14 protein-coding genes are annotated in these 16,291 nt (G+C 58.4%); 11 read left to right on the top strand and 3 right to left on the bottom strand.

The genetic code is table 11. The features are described 5' to 3' along the window. The first annotated feature begins 122 nt into the window (after positions 1-122). The 5 genes from RRF56_RS08920 (at position 123) to RRF56_RS08940 (ending at position 5,169) form a co-directional block, all read left to right on the top strand. Complete coding sequence (locus tag RRF56_RS08920; protein WP_317037285.1) at positions 123-944, top strand: SH3 domain-containing protein; 822 nt, start codon at positions 123-125, stop codon at positions 942-944. Positions 945-992: 48 nt separating this feature from the next. Beyond that, positions 993-1,223, top strand: coding sequence for a hypothetical protein (locus RRF56_RS08925; RefSeq protein ID WP_317037286.1), 231 nt, complete (start codon positions 993-995; stop codon positions 1,221-1,223). A gap of 71 nt (positions 1,224-1,294) precedes the next feature. Then, positions 1,295-2,443, top strand: a complete 1,149-nt coding sequence (locus tag RRF56_RS08930; RefSeq protein ID WP_317037287.1) for a glycosyltransferase family 4 protein — start codon at positions 1,295-1,297, stop codon at positions 2,441-2,443. Positions 2,444-2,522: 79 nt separating this feature from the next. Then, complete coding sequence (wbaP, locus tag RRF56_RS08935; protein WP_317037288.1) at positions 2,523-3,920, top strand: undecaprenyl-phosphate galactose phosphotransferase WbaP; 1,398 nt, start codon at positions 2,523-2,525, stop codon at positions 3,918-3,920. Beyond that, the gene (locus RRF56_RS08940; protein WP_317037289.1) at positions 3,907-5,169 is read left to right on the top strand and encodes an O-antigen ligase family protein; all 1,263 of its coding nucleotides are present in this window, start codon (positions 3,907-3,909) and stop codon (positions 5,167-5,169) included. Before wbaP ends, RRF56_RS08940 begins: the two co-directional genes overlap by 14 nt. A gap of 21 nt (positions 5,170-5,190) precedes the next feature. Here the strand turns inward: RRF56_RS08940 and RRF56_RS08945 are convergent, their stop codons facing one another. After that, positions 5,191-5,286, bottom strand: a complete 96-nt coding sequence (locus RRF56_RS08945; RefSeq protein WP_317037290.1) for a cytochrome b6-f complex subunit PetL — start codon at positions 5,284-5,286, stop codon at positions 5,191-5,193. Between the two features lie 148 nt (positions 5,287-5,434). Between RRF56_RS08945 and aroB the strand changes: the two genes are divergently transcribed. From aroB to RRF56_RS08965, 4 genes are all read left to right on the top strand, one after another. After that, positions 5,435-6,544 carry a 3-dehydroquinate synthase gene (gene aroB, locus RRF56_RS08950; RefSeq protein WP_410510584.1) on the top strand — a complete coding sequence of 370 codons (1,110 nt, stop codon included), beginning with the start codon at positions 5,435-5,437 and terminating at the stop codon, positions 6,542-6,544. Positions 6,545-6,767: 223 nt separating this feature from the next. Continuing rightward, the gene (locus RRF56_RS08955) at positions 6,768-7,508 is read left to right on the top strand and encodes a DUF2993 domain-containing protein (protein ID WP_317037292.1); all 741 of its coding nucleotides are present in this window, start codon (positions 6,768-6,770) and stop codon (positions 7,506-7,508) included. A 149-nt stretch (positions 7,509-7,657) separates the two neighbouring features. Continuing rightward, entirely contained in the window at positions 7,658-8,299 is a 642-nt protein-coding gene (hisB, locus tag RRF56_RS08960; protein ID WP_317037293.1) for an imidazoleglycerol-phosphate dehydratase HisB, read from the top strand. Between the two features lie 187 nt (positions 8,300-8,486). Continuing rightward, entirely contained in the window at positions 8,487-9,236 is a 750-nt protein-coding gene (locus RRF56_RS08965) for a class I SAM-dependent methyltransferase (protein ID WP_317037294.1), read from the top strand. Here the strand turns inward: RRF56_RS08965 and RRF56_RS08970 are convergent. Beyond that, positions 9,198-11,249 (bottom strand): AarF/ABC1/UbiB kinase family protein, encoded by a 2,052-nt coding sequence (locus RRF56_RS08970; RefSeq protein WP_317037295.1) that lies wholly within the window; start codon positions 11,247-11,249, stop codon positions 9,198-9,200. The genes RRF56_RS08965 and RRF56_RS08970 overlap by 39 nt on opposite strands. Before the next feature lie 585 nt (positions 11,250-11,834). Here RRF56_RS08970 and recN point away from each other — a divergent pair. Next, positions 11,835-13,571 (top strand): DNA repair protein RecN, encoded by a 1,737-nt coding sequence (recN, locus tag RRF56_RS08975; RefSeq protein WP_317037296.1) that lies wholly within the window; start codon positions 11,835-11,837, stop codon positions 13,569-13,571. Beyond that, positions 13,571-15,178, top strand: coding sequence for a sodium:proton antiporter (locus tag RRF56_RS08980; protein WP_317037297.1), 1,608 nt, complete (start codon positions 13,571-13,573; stop codon positions 15,176-15,178). Before recN ends, RRF56_RS08980 begins: the two co-directional genes overlap by 1 nt. A gap of 142 nt (positions 15,179-15,320) precedes the next feature. Here the strand turns inward: RRF56_RS08980 and RRF56_RS08985 are convergent, their stop codons facing one another. Next, on the bottom strand, positions 15,321-16,163 hold the full coding sequence (locus RRF56_RS08985; RefSeq protein WP_317037298.1) for a hypothetical protein: 843 nt from the start codon (positions 16,161-16,163) through the stop codon (positions 15,321-15,323). Between the last annotated feature and the right edge of the window lie 128 nt (positions 16,164-16,291).

Below are 16,291 nucleotides of genomic sequence, written 5' to 3' on the forward strand. Positions count from 1 at the left end.
ATGCGGTCGGTGAGGTGATTGGCCCAAGCAGGTGTGACAATCTAAAATCTAAACCCCCAAACGCCAAAGCCTTTAGGGCCAAACGCTATGCTAGATCTCTGGTCTTCTGGGAGAGCATGGCGATGACAAAGGCCAAAGCATGGATGGCAGTAGCACTCTGTAGTGTGGTAGTCGCGCTGACAGCGGTCACCTGTCAAAGCCGTAACGAGACTACTGGGGAGGTATCTCCCGGTATAGAGGAACAGCTTGACGATCAGCCGGTCGTGATTGACTCCACTGAGCCAGCCCCTGGGGTGACTCCAGGCCCAGGAACGACGCCAGCTCCAACGCCAGGGACACCGCCTAGTTCGAGCCCCCCCGAACCGGGGGTGGGCGGCACCGGCACGGCGGTAAACCCGCCCCAGGCCGCCCAGCTAATTGCCAGCCAGCCTGGATCTCAGATCAACTTGCGATCGCAGCCGACCACCACCTCCGACGCCAGGGGCTATGGCCTGGTGGGTGACCCGGTACAGCTCCTGCGATCGGCCGATCGCAGCGACGGCACCTGGTACTTTGTCAAATTTGAAACGTCTGGGGCCGAAGGTTGGATTCGCGGCGACTTCATCAATATCGCCGGACGCGCCACCCCCCTACCGCAGCAGGCCAACCAAAGCAGCACCTGTACCGGCACCATGGAAGCCATGACCTTTACGGCCTTCTACGACGGCAACGGCTTTAACTTGGTGCGCTTTGTCAATTTGGAAACCCAAAACACCTTTGATGGCACCCTCAGCCGCCAGGGCAGCAACAACCAGGGGCAGCCCCTCTACCGGGGCACCATGAGCCCACCTACCGGTGGCAGCTACCCAGTCGAGCTAACTGACCTGTCGGGGGGCAACCCGCGCAGTGGCTCTCAAGTGGCGATCGACTACGAGGGCATTGAGGGCACTGGCACTTGCCGGTAGCCGCCGGAGTAGTAAGATTGAGCGTGGAACTGGAGCGGAGGCACTGTTATGGCCCAAGAACTGAGCGCCGAAGAGCAGCAAGAGCTGAATACACTACGGCAGACCATTGAGCAGGCGATCGCCGATGGCGTGCTCACCCAGGCCGAACGAGATGCCATTACCGCCACGATGACCGCCGACGGCAAAGTCACCTACGAAGAGCTGGAGTTAGTGCGCCAGCTGGTGAGCGACAAAGTTGCCGCCGGGGAGCTAACCACCGAAAAGTCTGTGGATAGCTAAGCGATCGCTCTACTCCTTCTCCCCGTGGGTGGGAGTGCCCACTCACCGTTTCCCCTCATCCCTCCACCGCTATGGCTGCTGAACCCCTACCGACCGCCGTTGCCGTGGTGCACGAGTGGTTAGCCAGCCGTGCTGGGTCAGAAAAAGTGGTCGAGCAGCTGTTGGCGGTCTATCCCCAGGCCGATGTGTTTAGCCTGGTAGAATTTTTAGCCCCCGAAGCGGCAGGGCTAATCCCACCCGGCACCCGCGTTCAGACCTCCTTTATTCAAAATCTACCCTGGGCCCGCCAGCACTTTCGCCAGTATCTGCCGCTGATGCCCCTGGCGATCGAGCAATTTGATCTATCGGCCTACGACCTGGTGATTTCGAGCAACCATGCCGTCGCCAAGGGAGTGCTCACCCGACCGCACCAGCTGCACATTAGCTACGTCCATACCCCCATTCGCTACGCCTGGGATTTGCAACACCAGTATCTTCAACAGGCGGGGCTTACAGGCGGGGTAAAAAGTGCCATCACCCGGCTGCTTTTGCACTACCTGCGCCTGTGGGACTTAGCCGCCGCCCACCGGGTTGACTGCTTTGTGGCCAACTCCCGCTACGTGGCCCGCCGCATTTGGAAAACCTACCGCCGCCCCGCCACGGTGATCTATCCGCCGGTGGCGATCGATCGCTTTCGCTGGCAGCAGCCCCGAGACAATTTCTACCTGACGGTGTCGCGCTGTGTGCCCTACAAACGAGTTGATCTGACGGTAGAGGCCTTCAACCGCCTGGGCCTGCCTCTAGTCGTCATCGGTGACGGGCCAGCCCTAGGGGCGCTGCAACAGGCTGCCAAATCCAACATTTCCTTTCTCAGGAACCCCTCTGACGCCGTGGTGTCAGATTATATGGAGCGCTGTCGGGGGTTTGTGTTTCCAGCAGAAGAAGACTTTGGTATTACGGTGGTGGAGGCCCAGGCGGCGGGGGCACCGGTGATTGCCTATGGCCGGGGGGGCTGTGCCGAAACGGTGATCGATGGCAAAACGGGGATCCTTTTCCACCGGCAAACCGTCGATCATCTGGTGCAGGCAGTGCAACAGTTTGAGCAAAATCGCGGTAGCTTTGGGGCCGAGACGATACGTAACCAGGCCGAAACCTTTTCTGAACAGCGCTTTCAACGGGAATTAACCACCTACGTAGCCGATAAGTGGCTGAAATTTCAGCAGGGCGATGAATTAGAGTAATGTCGGTGTTGCAGGAGTATTGGGGAAATTTATGTTTCCTCTGGAGCGCACAGTTCAACCAGTCATGGTGTCTATACGGATGTCAACCCGGTCTTTGCCGATGGTTGGCCTGCTGGGCGCATCGGATCTTCTGGCTTTAGGGTTGGCGGGTGCCACGGGCGTTTATCTGCGTTTAGCCTTTGGCGGGCAGTACCTGCCGGGGCTCTACGGGCAGCTCTGGCCGATATTAGGAGTGTTTTTGCTGGCTTACGCGGCGGCAGGGCTATACCCAGCGGTGGGGCTGAGCCCGGTCGATGAACTCCGCCGCATTTGCCTGTCCACCAGCTTTACCTATCTGGTGCTGGGGGCGGGGTTGTTTTTGACCGGCGAAAGCGAAACCTACTCTCGGGGGGTCTTTTTGATCACCTGGGCACTGTCTCTGCTGATGGTGTTGCTGGGGCGGTTGTTGGTCAGGCAGATTTTTGCTCGCTACCCCTGGTGGGGCTACCAGGTGCTGATCTTGGGGGGTGGGCGCACCGGAGAGTTGGTGATTCAGACCTTGAAAAACCAGCCGAGTTTTGGCCTCAAACCGGTGGCGGTCTTAGACGACGATCGCGATCGCCAAGATACGATCTGTGGTGTTCCCATTGTCGGGCCGCTGTCGATCGCCCCACGGCTGGCCCGCAAGCATGACATTCACTACGCCATTGTGGCGATGCCGGGGGTGCAGCGGGAAAAGCTTCTGCGAATTTTAGAGCGCTACGGTCGCACCTTTCCCCACCTGATGATGATTCCAGACCTGTTTGGGGTGGCCAGCCTCTGGGTCAGCTCTAAGGATCTGGGTGGAATTTTGGGGTTAGAAATTCGCCAGCAGCTTTTGTTGCCGGGGCCACGGCTGATCAAAGCGCTGCTAGACATTGGCCTAACTCTGGTGGTGGGCATTGTGCTGCTGCCCGTGTTAGTTGCGATCGCAGTGATGGTGCGGCTTGACTCGCGGGGGCCGGTGTTCTACGGACAGCCGCGCCTAGGGCAAAACAACACGCCCTTTGTCGCCTGGAAGTTTCGTTCGATGGTGCCCAACGCCGACCAGGTGCTAGAGCGCTATTTTGACGAAAACCCCACCCTGCGATCGCAGTGGGAACGCGACCACAAACTTCGCTATGACCCACGCATTACCCGCATAGGTCGGTTTTTGCGGCGCACCAGCCTAGACGAACTACCCCAGCTCTGGAACGTGCTGCGGGGAGAAATGAGTTTAGTGGGGCCACGCCCTATTGTCCAAGCAGAGGTTTTTCGTTACGCCGACACCTACAATCTTTACACCAAGGTCTTACCCGGCCTCACGGGGCTGTGGCAAGTGTCGGGGCGCAACAATGTGTCCTACGAAGAACGGGTTAACCTCGATGCCTACTACGTCAGAAACTGGTCAGTTTGGCTCGACATCTATATTCTTTTAAGAACAGTTTGGGTGGTCACCATTGGCGATGGAGCCTACTAGGGTAAGGGGGTTTGGGGTTAGCAACCTCAGCCTAGAGCGATTGATTTGGGCCGGGCTGGTGGTGTTGCCCTACGTGGTCTATGGGGCGATCGCCCCGTTGGTCTGGGTTTTGCTAGTCAGCCTTCATCGCTGGGGTCGAGCGATCTGGCGACTGCTCTACACCCAGGGCTGGGTGTGGCTATCCCTGGGGCTGGGGGTTAGCGTAGCCCTATCGCAGGCACGGGGGGAGTCGGCGCTGCAAGTGCTCAATTTTTTGCCGTTTTTCGGCTTCTACGCGGCGATCGCGGTCATTCTGCCCAAATTTGCCCAGCCGTTTAAAACCCTGCACCACTGGGCCATGGCCCTTCTGGTGGCCAGCGTTCCGATCAATCTGATGGCGATCGTCGAATTTTATCTGTGGGCCCCTACTAGCCTCAGCCGCTGGGGCGATCAGCCCTGGCTTCAGTGGCTCTATCAGCAAACTTACTACGGCCACCGGGCCAGTGCCGTGTTTGGCCACCCCAACGCCCTAGCCAACTACATGGTGATTGTGTTTGGCCTGGGGCTGGGCCTCTGTGCCTACTACCTCAACCGCCCCGAGCTCAAGGGCAAAGGGCTGTGGGTCTGTGGGGCCACCGCCCTAGCCCTCGTCGGCATCTATTGCTCTGGCTCACGCAATGGACTACTGATTGCCGGTCTGCAATTGTTGCTATTTGGTGGGCTGCTGCGGCCCTATCGCTATATTTTTTGGGCGGGGTTGGGAGCGATCGCCCTAGGGCTCGTCAGCACCCTGATCTGGGGAATCGGCGGGCGCTCCCTCGGAGAGGCGCTCAGCACCGTCTACCTACGCTTTAGCGTCTGGCAACTCGCCCTAGAGATGATTCCTCAGCAGCCGTGGTTTGGCAGCGGCCTGGGCACCTTCAAGCTGCTCTACGACCCGGCCAGCTTCCCGGTAGAAGGAGATTTTTTGCCCCATGCCCACAACCTTTGGCTAATGCTGGCCGCTGAGGCCGGGGTGCCGGTCGCCCTAGGCTTTACCGCCATCGTAGGCTGGGTGGTAGGTAGCAGCACCTACGCGCTGTTCTGCTACCCGCTGCCCACCCAGCCCACAGCCCTGTTGGCTGGCTACCTCGCAGGCTTTGGCGGCACGGTGGCCTTTGCCATTTTTGACCTGGCGTTTTACGATGCCCGCATCAACATTTTGGGTTGGCTGATGCTGGGCGTAATTCAGGGCCTGGGGATGCTGGTTACCCAGACTACCTCTAAATAATCGGCCATCGAATCAGGCGGGCTAAATGATCTTGACCAGGCGCAGACCAAAATACAGCCCAATGGCCGTACCCACCATCACCGACAAAAACACAACGTAAGCTACTACACTTCCCATAGTCTCTCTCCACAACAGTTATGCCTATCTATTGAACCACGGCATGGGCTGAGTGAGGCAGGCCGATGGGCTGAGCAGGCTGGTTCTCCTGAGCGCCCCGCTAACCGCTACAGTTTTAAAGCGACTCTCTATTTGCCTAGCTATGTCTATGAAGTCCATTGTTTCTGTGCCGCTGCCCAGCAACCCCTACGACGTGGTGGTAGCCACTGCCGGTATCGACCACCTGGGCACCTGGCTGGCAGAGGGAGAGACGGCGCTGGTCAAACCGGGTCAAAAGCTACTGCTGGTGTCCAACCCGGCTATTTTTAAGCAGTATGGCGATCGCGCCCTCACCACCCTTAGCAAAGCAGGCTATAGCGTCGAAACCTGCCTACTGCCCGCTGGCGAACGCTACAAAACCCTCACCTCCATCCAAAAAATTTATGATGCGGCCCTGGGCTTCCGCCTAGAGCGCAAGTCGGCCATGGTCGCCCTGGGCGGCGGGGTGATTGGCGATATGACCGGATTTGCGGCGGCCACCTGGCTGCGAGGGGTGAGCGTAGTGCAGGTGCCCACCTCGCTGCTGGCCATGGTCGATGCCTCTATTGGCGGCAAAACCGGCGTTAACCACCCCCAGGGCAAGAACCTAATTGGGGCCTTTCACCAGCCGCGCCTGGTGATGATCGATCCATCTGTCCTCAAAACCCTGCCCCCCCGAGAGTTTCGCGCTGGCATGGCCGAGGTGATCAAGTACGGCGTCATATGGGATCGCGATCTGTTTGAGACTCTAGAAGCCGCGCCGCGCCTCGATCACTATCGTTACCTCGGCGATCAGCTGCTGCACACGATTTTGACGCGATCGTGCCAGGCCAAGGCTGAAGTGGTCTCCCAAGACGAAAAAGAGGCGGGCTTGCGGGCCATTCTCAACTACGGCCACACCATTGGCCATGCAATCGAAAGCCTGATGCACTACCGGGGGGTCAACCACGGCGAAGCGGTGGCGATCGGCATGGTTGCCGCCGGGCACATCGCCACCGCCCTCGATTTTTGGTCTGAGGCCGACGCCGCCCGACAGCTAGCGCTCTTAGAGAAAACGGGGCTGCCGACTCGCCTGCCTGCCGGGCTAGATTTTGAGGCTATTTTGACCAGCCTCCAGGGCGACAAAAAAGTAGAGGAGGGCCAAGTTCAGTTTGTCATGCCCAAGGGGCTGGGGGCAGCCGTGGTCACCGGCGAGGTTACCCGCGACGCCATTTTGGCCGCCCTAGAGGCCATGGCTTAGGGAGCACAATAGCCCAGCCAAGAATGCGTAATGCGGCTAAATCGGGCCACGACAAGGACACCAGTGCCACAATTCCCCACCGCTGGGCTACCTATTAAGAAAGATTAACCTGTACCTCCCTAGCAGCCTATTGCCGTGGGCGAAAACCCCAATCTCGACAGAGCTTAAAGGCTCTATCGGCCATCTAGACTGGTTGGTTCAACCGTATACAAAGGTACCAACCATGGCAAAAGGTGATGCAGATTTGGGTGAGCAGGCTCTCAGCAAAGCCGTAGAAGTAGGGCTGACGACCCAACTCGACGCCGTAGACTCCCTAAAGGCCGATATTCGCACCAATCCGATCGCCCTCATGCAGGGAGAACTGGAGTCGGCCAGCATTCAAGGGCAAGGGCTGGTGATTAAAGATGACCTGCGCACCGAGCAACTGAGCTTAAAAACCGATGGCCTGGCCATTGACCCACTCAAGGCCGCCTTGGGCGAAATTCAGCTCACTCGCCCTACCAACGCCACCGCAGCGATCAAGCTGACTGAAGCCGACATCGAGCGGGCCTGTAACTCCGCCTATATTCAGCAAAAGCTAGAGGCCCTCAAGATCACCCTAGACGATCGCCCGGTGCGGGTGCAGGTGCAGCAAGTTAGCGTTTCGCTGCCGGGGGAGGGCAAAGTTGCGATCGCCGCCCAGGTCACCATGGTTGACTCCGGGGAAACTCAGCAGGTAGCCTTTAGCGCGGTGCCAGAAATGGCGGCCCAGGGGCATCAGATCTTGCTCAAACAAGTTCAAATGGCGGAAGCAAATACATCGGAAAGCCTGACCAATAGTCTGCTGGAGGCAGCCAGAGAGCTGCTAGACCTGCGCCAGTTTACCCTCAGCGGCATGACCCTCCAGATTCAGCACATTGATGTTCAACCGGGACACATGGATTTGCAAGCCCAGGCCGAGCTCGAAAAATTTCCCGGCAGTTAGAGCACCGCGTACCCAGCCAGGGGAATTAGGGTTAGGAATGAGCTTGCTTTGGGCAATGGCGGCGGGCTCAACCGAGGAAATGTCACCCTTAACGGTTTTGCCAAGCTCAGGGGTCGTTTATGATCAGAGGTTTAACCCGTTACTCTGCCATGCAAACCCAAGATCGCCCTGTCTCTGCTCCTAACCCTGGTTTGGTTTACCCCCAGCGGCAAGCGACCGTCAGCCGCACTACCGGCGAAACCGATGTGCAGGTCAGCCTAGATTTAGACGGCACCGGGCAGTGCAATGCGAAAACAGGCATTCCTTTTCTCGACCACATGCTGCACCAGATCTCCTCCCATGGGTTGATCGACCTAGAGGTGCAGGCCACAGGCGATATTGAGATCGACGACCACCACACCAACGAGGACGTGGGCATTACCCTGGGTATGGCGCTGCACCAGGCCCTAGGCGATCGCAAAGGCATTACCCGCTTTGGCCACTTTGTTGCCCCCCTCGATGAGTCGCTGGTGCAGGTGGCGCTAGATTTTTCTGGGCGGCCCCACCTCAGCTACGGCCTAGACATTCCCACCCAGCGGGTCGGCACCTACGACACCCAGCTGGTGCGCGAGTTTTTTGTCGCCGTGGTCAACCACAGCCAGATGACCTTGCACATTCGTCAGCTCGATGGCATTAACTCCCACCACATTATTGAGGCCACCTTTAAGGCCTTTGCCCGCGCCATGCGCATGGCTACCGAGGTTGACCCCCGCCGCGCCCACCTGATTCCCAGCTCTAAGGGTGTGATTTAACCCATCAAAGCGCTGCCCTGGGGCGATCGCCAATTTCACGCCCCAGCAGGCTCCCAATGATAGTCACTATTGCCCTTAAGGCCCCACAGAACTTGCCCTAGCGCTAGCTCAGGGAGCAGCAGTGAGGTTTTAATGGCAGAAGGCACAACTTGCCTAGCTAAACTCTGCCCCCTTCACGAGCCTAGTGATGTTCAGACGAGTTACACCGGGCACCATCAGCCGCCTGACCACCGTCGATCACAGAGAAACCTACGGTCGCCACGTTTTGGCAAAAGTGGTACAACCCCTGGCGATCGACACCTGCGTTGACCTTGGCTGTGGCGGCGGCGACGATTTGAAAACGGTTCTAGCCCAACATCCTCAGGCCCATTGCGTTGGGGTTGACTACGGCGACTGGAATTCTCCTGCTTTAATCGCCGCTGGTATTAAGCCGATTTCGGTAAATATAGAAGCCGAACCGCTGCCCTTAGCACCCGAGTCAGTCGATCTAGTCATTGCCAACCAAGTATTAGAGCACACTAAAGAAATCTATTGGATTAACCACGAGATTTTTAGAGTTTTAAAGGTGGGTGGCTACCTTTACCTAGGGGTACCCAATGTTTTGTCATTGCACAACCGACTCCTAGGCCTAGTAGGAGTACACCCCACCTGCAACAAAATGATTTCGGCCCATGTTAGACCTTTTTCTAAAGGCGATACGCTGCTTTTTTATCGAGAAACGGTCGGCAATCTAACCGTTGTCTCAGGCTTTTATGGGTCACAATTCTATCCGTTTCCCCGGCAGCTAGCGCGACCGCTGGCCCGTCTGCTGCCGGGCTGTGCCTTTTCAATTTTCTTTTTAATTCAAAAAGTGGGGCCGTACAATGCAGAATTTCTTCGCTACCTAGATAAGGTGTATCTAGAAACTAACTTTTTCAAGGGCAACCCGGTTAGCTAGCTGGCTCGACCCAACCGGAGCAAGCTGGGGCCTGAGGTCGCTAGGCTCATCCTCTAGCAGCAAAGTGCGAATGAAGCGGGCTAAGGCTCGCTGGGCCAAGCCCGATACCACCTGCTGGCCCATAGCCTGGGTTTCGGGCTTAAACAACAGATTGGGAATGCGGGTAGCCACCTGGGCGGCATCAAAGCCGGGGGTATCTTTGAGAATGTCGAGAATGCGGCGCAGGTGGTCGAGGTCGCTGGAGGCAGTGGTAGCAGCAACCGGCACCGCTTGCTTGAAGCCTAGGCGGCGCTGCACAGCGGTGGTCAGGTTTTGCACAGTGCTCTGGCCAAAGCTGTCTAGACCGTTGACCAGTTCGCTGACGATGCGATCGCGCAAAAACGAGCCCCGGTCTGAAAACAAAAACTCCAGGGTCTGGTCGATCAGCCGATCCATATCGTAGTCGTCGCTGCTGCGGGCGTTGCGCAGCAGGTTCTCCAGTCGGTTCCAGCGAAAGCTGCCGTCTTTAAACAGCAGATCTTGCAGCGAGGCCCGCAGCTCCGGCGATTGGTCCGTCAGCAGCCGCTTAGCCACGTAGGGATAGGCCTTGCTCAGCACCTTAAATTCAGGGTCGACGTTGATCGCAATGCCCTCTAGGGTCACCAGGGAGCGAATGATCAGGGCGTAGTAGGCAGGCACCCGGAAGGGATACTCGTACATCAGCGCCGAAAATTCGTCGGTGATGCTCTTAAAGTTCAGCTCGGCAACGCTCGCCCCCAGGGCATTGCTAAACACGTTGGCCAAAGCTGGAATAATCGGTGTCAGGTCGGTGTCGGGAGTGAGAAACTCTAGCTTGACGTAGTCGTTGGCCAGCCCCTCAAAGTCGCGGTTGACCATGTGCACCACCGCCTCAATCAGGCCGTAACGCTGGTAGGGTTTGACCTCGCTCATCATGCCAAAGTCGAGGTAGGCTAGCTTGCCATCGGCCATGGCCAGCAGGTTGCCGGGGTGGGGGTCGGCGTGAAAAAAGCCGTGCTCTAGCAGCTGCCGCAGGGAGCACTGCACCCCGACATCGATCAGGTGGGTGGCGTCGATACCCAGGCTGTTTAGCTTGTCAATGTTGGTCAGCTTGGTGCCCTCAATCCACTCCATGGTCAGCACCCGGCGGGCGGTGTACTGAGGGTAGATGTGGGGCACGTAGATGTCGGCGATGTGGCCGTAGAGATGGGCGAAGCGCTGGGCGTTTTCGCCCTCGTGGGTGTAGTCCATCTCTTCAAAGATGCGCTCACCAAACTCATCCATGATGGCGACTAGGTCGCTGCGAATTTGGCTGATGCGGTTGGTGGCAAAGCGAGCCAGCCCCCGAATGATGTAGAGGTCGAGGGCAATGCGCTGGGCCAGACCGGGGCGCTGCACTTTGATGGCCACCGCTTCGCCGCTGTGCAGTCTGCCCTTGTAAACCTGGCCCAAAGAAGCCGCCGCGATCGGGCTTTCAGAAATTTCGGCGTAGATCTGGCTAGGGGGGGCACCCAGCTCTTCTTCAATAAAGCGGTAGGCGATCGCATCGGGGAAGGGTGGGATCTGGTCTTGCAGCGTGGTCAGCTCTTCAAGAAAAACCGGCGGCACCAGGTCGGGTCGGGTAGAGAGCGCCTGGCCAATTTTGATGTAGGCCGGGCCGAGGTTGGTGAGCATCGTGCGCAGCTGAACCGCCCGTTTGGCCTCGTTTTGAGCGCTGCGACCGGCGCGGCGATCGAGCCAGATCTGGGCAAAGAAGCCCGCGATCGGCAAGAAAATACCCAAGAATCGAGTCCAGACCTGAAACGGGCGGCGGCGGTAGTGGGCAGCGATCGCCTCGGGGTCGTAGCCAAACGATTCGAAAGGATCTTGTGCCTTAGTGGCCAAAGTGCGGGGCGCGGCGGGCACCGGCACCGGCTCTGTCATCACTTCCCCGGTTACCGTAATTGCCTCAGCATCGATAATGTCGATGGTGTCCACGACAGGCTGAGCTGAATTCTGAGTGGTGTTGAGGGCCATAGCAAGCTCAGAGAAGAAAGAGTACGGTTAACCTAAGGACCCCAGGCCCGCGCCCGAAGTGTTCCCGTAAACTATTGTAACGGTATAGCTTCAGAATCCCAGGTAGTGACCTCCCTACTTGCACCCAACGAAGGATTTTCGCAGGGCAGCCCGGAGTTTGTCGGTCATGCCCCCAGGGCAGAATGCCGTAGGTGGGCAGTGCCTACCTTTTACCCACGCGTCGCAAGCTAGACACGTTGGATTAGCACCGCTCACGGTCTGCCGTCTACCATCGCTGGATAGTTGAGGGGAGGGGTAGGCGGTGGGTGTATAAGTGGGGCGGTGGGCAATGCCCACCCTACTTTTGGAGGCGATCGCACTGACTTTACTAGCGTTAGCCGAGCCACATCAATGGGCAGCAGCGTTGCCACCAAGTCAAATAACGCAAGCGCCCCATTTACCCTACCTAATAAGCGCATTGCGATGATTTTGGCGTTACCTGGTTCTCTACCGACAAAACGGCGAGCCGCTCAAATCTTACGCACTTTCAGCAGCGTATCCGTGGGGCTTCCCATTAAAATACGTGGGTACTAACATGCTGCCCCCATGCTAACGGCCCTGCACATTGAAAACTTTGCCCTGATCGACCAGCTCGATCTGCGGCTTGAGGCGGGGCTAAATGTGCTCACCGGCGAAACCGGGGCGGGCAAATCAATTATTCTCGACGCGATTGATGCCGTTTTGGGAGGCAAGGCCAACCAACGTCTAGTGCGATCGGGCAGCTCGAAGGCCCTGGTCGAAGCGACCTTTGACGTACCCACCGACATTCATGCTTGGCTGGCAGAGCAGGATTTCCCTGCCGGTGATGGGGCCTTGGTGCTGCGGCGAGAGCTGACCCTGGGCAAAACCCTGCGCAGTCGCTCCTTTCTCAACGGCAGCCCCGCCACTCGGCCTCAGCTAGAGGGCCTGCGGCAAAAGCTGGTCGAAATCACCGCCCAGGGGCAGACTGTGCTGCTCGGCTCGGGCGATCGCCAGCGGGAGTGGCTCGACGGCTTTGGCGGTGCTCCTCTCATGGCCCAGCGCCAAAACGTTGCCGTAGCCTACGAGGCCGCTGCCCAGGCCAAGAAACGGCTGGAGGCCCGCCGCAAGGCCGACCAGCAGCGCCGCGACCAGTTTGAACTGCTGCAAATGCACCGCCAAGACCTAGAGCAGGCCCAGCTCGACGATCCCCAAGAGCTAGACCACCTGGCCCAGGAGCACGATCGCCTCAACCACAGCGTTGACCTGCAACAAAACAGCTACGCCGCCTACCAAATTCTCTACGAGAGTGATGCGGGAGAAAGCGCCTGTGCCGACCTGCTGGGCAAGGCCGAGGCCATCTTGATCGATATGGAGCGCTACGACCCGGCCATTGCCTCTATTTTGGCCATGGTCAGCGAAGCCCTCACCCAAGTAGAAGAAGCTGGGCGGGCCATCAATGCCTACGGAGCCAGCGTCGAGGCCGACCCCCAGCGGCTGGAAGACGTCGAAGAACGCATGCGCCAGCTCAAGGCCCTGTGCCGCCGCTTTAGCCGCACCCTGCCCGAGTTGGTGGCCTACCGGAACGAGGTGGTGCAATCCCTTGCCGAGCTATCGGGAGAAGGGCAGTCGATTGAGGCTCTAGAGGCCGAGGTCGAGAAAACCCAGAGGATCTTGGGGGATGCCTGCGCCCAGCTCACCGCCCTGCGCCAGGGCGTTGCCCAACAGCTCGAAACCCGCCTGGTCAACGAACTCAAACCCCTGGCGATGGATCGGGTGCAGTTTCAGGTGGAGCTGACGCCGAGCACTCCTACCGCCACCGGAGCAGACGGCATTCGGTTTTTGTTTAGCCCCAACCCCGGTGAGCCCCTGCAACCCCTGGCGGAGACGGCCTCAGGCGGCGAAATGAGTCGCTTTTTGCTGGCCCTCAAGGCCTGCTTCTCCCAGGTAGACCCAGTGGGCACGCTGGTGTTTGACGAGATCGATGTGGGGGTGTCGGGGCGGGTCGCCCAGGCGATCGCCGAAAAGCTCTACCAGCTCGGTCGCCAGCACCAGGTGCTCTGCGTCACCCACCAGCCCATGGTGGCGGCCCTGGCCGATGCTCACTTTCGGGTGGGTAAGCAGGTGGTAGAGGCGGCTACGGCCAAGGGGCAGAAGGCCAGCGATACTGAGGGCGAACGAACTGTGGTGCGAGTGATGCCCCTGTCGCTGGCCGATCGCCAACAGGAGCTAGCCCAGCTAGCCGGGGGCGAGTCGCACCAGCAGTCGTTGTCCTTTGCGGAGGCGTTGTTGTCCCAGGCAGACAGTATTCGAGAGAAATTGTGATGTTTGATAGTGTTATGGATTTTTTTATCGCCGTTGAGCCAGCCCTAGAAGACCCGGCGATTGAGGAGCACCTACGCCAGTTTTGCCTGGTGCTGTCGGTGTCGCTGGGGGTAGCCACCCTGTCGCGGGTGTTTAGCGTGCTGCGAAATATTCCTTACACCCTGCTGCTGCTGCTGGTGGGGTTGGGGCTGGCGGTGCTCGATGTGCGCCTGATTAACCTGTCGCCCCAGCTGATTTTATTTATTTTTCTGCCGCCGCTGCTGTTTGAGGCCGCCTGGAACCTCAACTGGAAGAGCCTGAAGCAGTACTCGGTGCCCGTAGTGCTCTACGCCATTCTGGGGGTGGTGATCTGCGTTAGCGCCCTGGTGTTTGGGCTGCAAGCCTTTGCGGGGGCATCGCTGGCCACGGCGCTGCTGGTAGGGGCCAGCCTGTCGGCCACCGACCCGGTGTCGGTGGTGGCCCTATTTCGCGAACTGGGGGTCGATAAAAAACTCACCACCGTCATGGAGGGCGAAAGCCTGTTTAACGATGGCGTTGCGGTTGTGGCCTTTAACCTGCTGCTGGGCATTGCCCTGGGGCTAGAGCAGTTTGACGTATCGGTGACCATCGCTCGGTTTCTGGTGTTTGTCGGCATCGGCATCAGCATTGGCGGGCTGATCGGCTTTGGCCTGTCGTTTCTAACCCAGCGGTTTGACATTCCCCTGGTAGAGCAGTCGTTGACCCTGGTATCGGCCTACGGCACCTACCTGGTGGCGGAGGAACTGGGCGGCTCTGGGGTCATTGCCGTGGTGACCACGGGCCTGATTCTCGGCAACTTTGGCTCCCGGATCGGCATGAACCCCCGCACCCGACTGGTGGTGTCTGAGTTTTGGGAGTTTTTGTCGTTTTTCATCAACTCCATCGTGTTTTTGCTGATTGGCGACCAGGTACGGTTTCAGGGGCTAATCGACGAGCTAGACAAGATCTTGATCGCGATCGCCCTGATGCTTGCCGCCCGCGCCGTCAGCATTTTTGCCCTCGGTGCCCTCAGTAACGCTGTCACCGGCCCCGATATGGATTTGCCGGTCAAGGGGCAGGTGATTCTCTGGTGGGGCGGGTTGCGAGGGTCAGTCTCGGTGGCCCTGGCCCTGAGCGTGCCCGCTATGCTGAGCGAACGCCAGGAGGTAATCGCCATCGTGTTTGGCGTCATGCTGTTTACCCTACTGGTGCAGGGCCTCACGACCAAACCGCTGCTCGAATATCTGAACCTGCTGGGTGACCAGCCAATCAAGCTGGAGTACAACCAAATGACCGCTCAGCGGGCAGCCCTTACGCGGGTGATGCAGCGTTTAGAAACGATGAAAACCAACCAAGAATTTGACCCCGAATTTGTCGGCTACCAGATGGCCCTGGTGGCTGGACAGCTCGATACAGTCAAAGAAAACCTGGCCAAGCTAGAGCAGCAAAACGATGTGATTCGCGAATTTGCCTCAAACCAACTGCGGGAAGAATTGCTAGCGATCGAGGCCGACACCTACGCCGAATTTATTCGCGCCGGGCAACTCAAAAATTCGCTGACACCCCTGTTAGAAGGGGTGCTGCCCGATCGCATTGGTGAATCGCACTAGGGGAAGGAGGAACGGTATTGGGTGGCGGGTGGCGGGTATAACCATAGTCCATTGGGTTAGGACATCCAGATCCCTTAGAAACGTTCGAACGTTCAAAACCCGAAACCTGACACCCAAAACCCAATACCCGAAACCCAATCCCTCACTCCCCACCATTGTCCTTGCGCCGGATTTGCTTTTGCAAGGCTTCATTCTCTAGGCTGAGGGCAGCGGCTTGCTGCTTGAGGCCATCGCGTTCGGCGGCGATTTCTTGGCAGCGGTACTTGAGGCTGTTCTGCTGATGAAACTGTTGTCCCAATTCGGCGCTGAGTTCGGCAATTTTTTGGCGCTGGGCCTCGATGATCGCCTTAAGCGCGACGGGGTCATCGTCTAGGTCGGGGTGGGCGGGGGGCAGCGCCAGGGGCTGAGGCTCCCCACCTACTCCCTGGGTGCCATGGTTAACGTAGGCCTGCATGCGCGCCAGGGTGACTTGGTGGCGGGTCACGGTGGTGTCGAGGTGCTGAATGTGGTGCTGGGCCGACTGAAGCTGACTGCTGAGGCCAACGATGAGCGATCGCGCAATCATGACTTCAGAGTTGAGGTCGAGGTCGTTGGTGGCGGCCCGGCCCTGGGCCAGACCCTGGTAATGGTTTTTGAGCCGCACCAGGTAGTCTTGCACCTCGGATTGCCCCTGGTGGATGCGCGATCGCAGTCGCTCAAGCTCAAGCTGCTGGTCAGCCACTAGCCCCTTTACCCCAGCCACCAGCTGGTCCAGCACATCGTGCTGCCACTGGTCTTTGGCATCGAGCTGTTGCTTCAGGTTGAGAATAATTTTTTGCTGAACGTTGGAATATTCTTCGATTTGGGCCAGGTGAGCCTGAAGCATATCGTGGTTAGCCACCTGTTCCTGCATCTCATCTAGGGATGCTTTGGCCTGGTCTAGAGCCCGTTGTAGCAGGCAGACCCGTTGAACGAGCTTAAAGTCCAGCGAATTTTCCTGGAACATGCGCGAAACCGTGAGGAGGAACTCGGGGGTGACGAAACGCGGGGGATAGATTGACCAAGTCAGACATGTGCTCTTGAACTAAAACGTACCTTAGCAGGCCCAAGCAATTAGCATCTGTGGAGGGCAAT

Origin of the sequence: Nodosilinea sp. E11 (assembly GCF_032813545.1) — a bacterium.
In the GTDB taxonomy this organism is placed as follows: domain Bacteria; phylum Cyanobacteriota; class Cyanobacteriia; order Phormidesmidales; family Phormidesmidaceae; genus Nodosilinea.

Bases quoted from the DNA above. Each gene is read 5' to 3' on its own strand.
- RRF56_RS08920 (WP_317037285.1), top strand. From the start codon at position 123: ATGACAAAGGCCAAAGCATGGATGGCAGTAGCACTCTGTAGTGTGGTA.
- RRF56_RS08925 (WP_317037286.1), top strand. From the start codon at position 993: ATGGCCCAAGAACTGAGCGCCGAAGAGCAGCAAGAGCTGAATACACTA.
- RRF56_RS08970 (WP_317037295.1), bottom strand. From the start codon at position 11,249: ATGGCCCTCAACACCACTCAGAATTCAGCTCAGCCTGTCGTGGACACC.
- wbaP (WP_317037288.1), top strand. From the start codon at position 2,523: ATGTCAACCCGGTCTTTGCCGATGGTTGGCCTGCTGGGCGCATCGGAT.
- RRF56_RS08940 (WP_317037289.1), top strand. From the start codon at position 3,907: ATGGAGCCTACTAGGGTAAGGGGGTTTGGGGTTAGCAACCTCAGCCTA.
- RRF56_RS08985 (WP_317037298.1), bottom strand. From the start codon at position 16,163: ATGTTCCAGGAAAATTCGCTGGACTTTAAGCTCGTTCAACGGGTCTGC.
- RRF56_RS08955 (WP_317037292.1), top strand. From the start codon at position 6,768: ATGGCAAAAGGTGATGCAGATTTGGGTGAGCAGGCTCTCAGCAAAGCC.
- RRF56_RS08930 (WP_317037287.1), top strand. From the start codon at position 1,295: ATGGCTGCTGAACCCCTACCGACCGCCGTTGCCGTGGTGCACGAGTGG.
- RRF56_RS08945 (WP_317037290.1), bottom strand. From the start codon at position 5,286: ATGGGAAGTGTAGTAGCTTACGTTGTGTTTTTGTCGGTGATGGTGGGT.
- RRF56_RS08980 (WP_317037297.1), top strand. From the start codon at position 13,571: ATGTTTGATAGTGTTATGGATTTTTTTATCGCCGTTGAGCCAGCCCTA.
- hisB (WP_317037293.1), top strand. From the start codon at position 7,658: ATGCAAACCCAAGATCGCCCTGTCTCTGCTCCTAACCCTGGTTTGGTT.
- RRF56_RS08965 (WP_317037294.1), top strand. From the start codon at position 8,487: ATGTTCAGACGAGTTACACCGGGCACCATCAGCCGCCTGACCACCGTC.
- recN (WP_317037296.1), top strand. From the start codon at position 11,835: ATGCTAACGGCCCTGCACATTGAAAACTTTGCCCTGATCGACCAGCTC.
- aroB (WP_410510584.1), top strand. From the start codon at position 5,435: ATGAAGTCCATTGTTTCTGTGCCGCTGCCCAGCAACCCCTACGACGTG.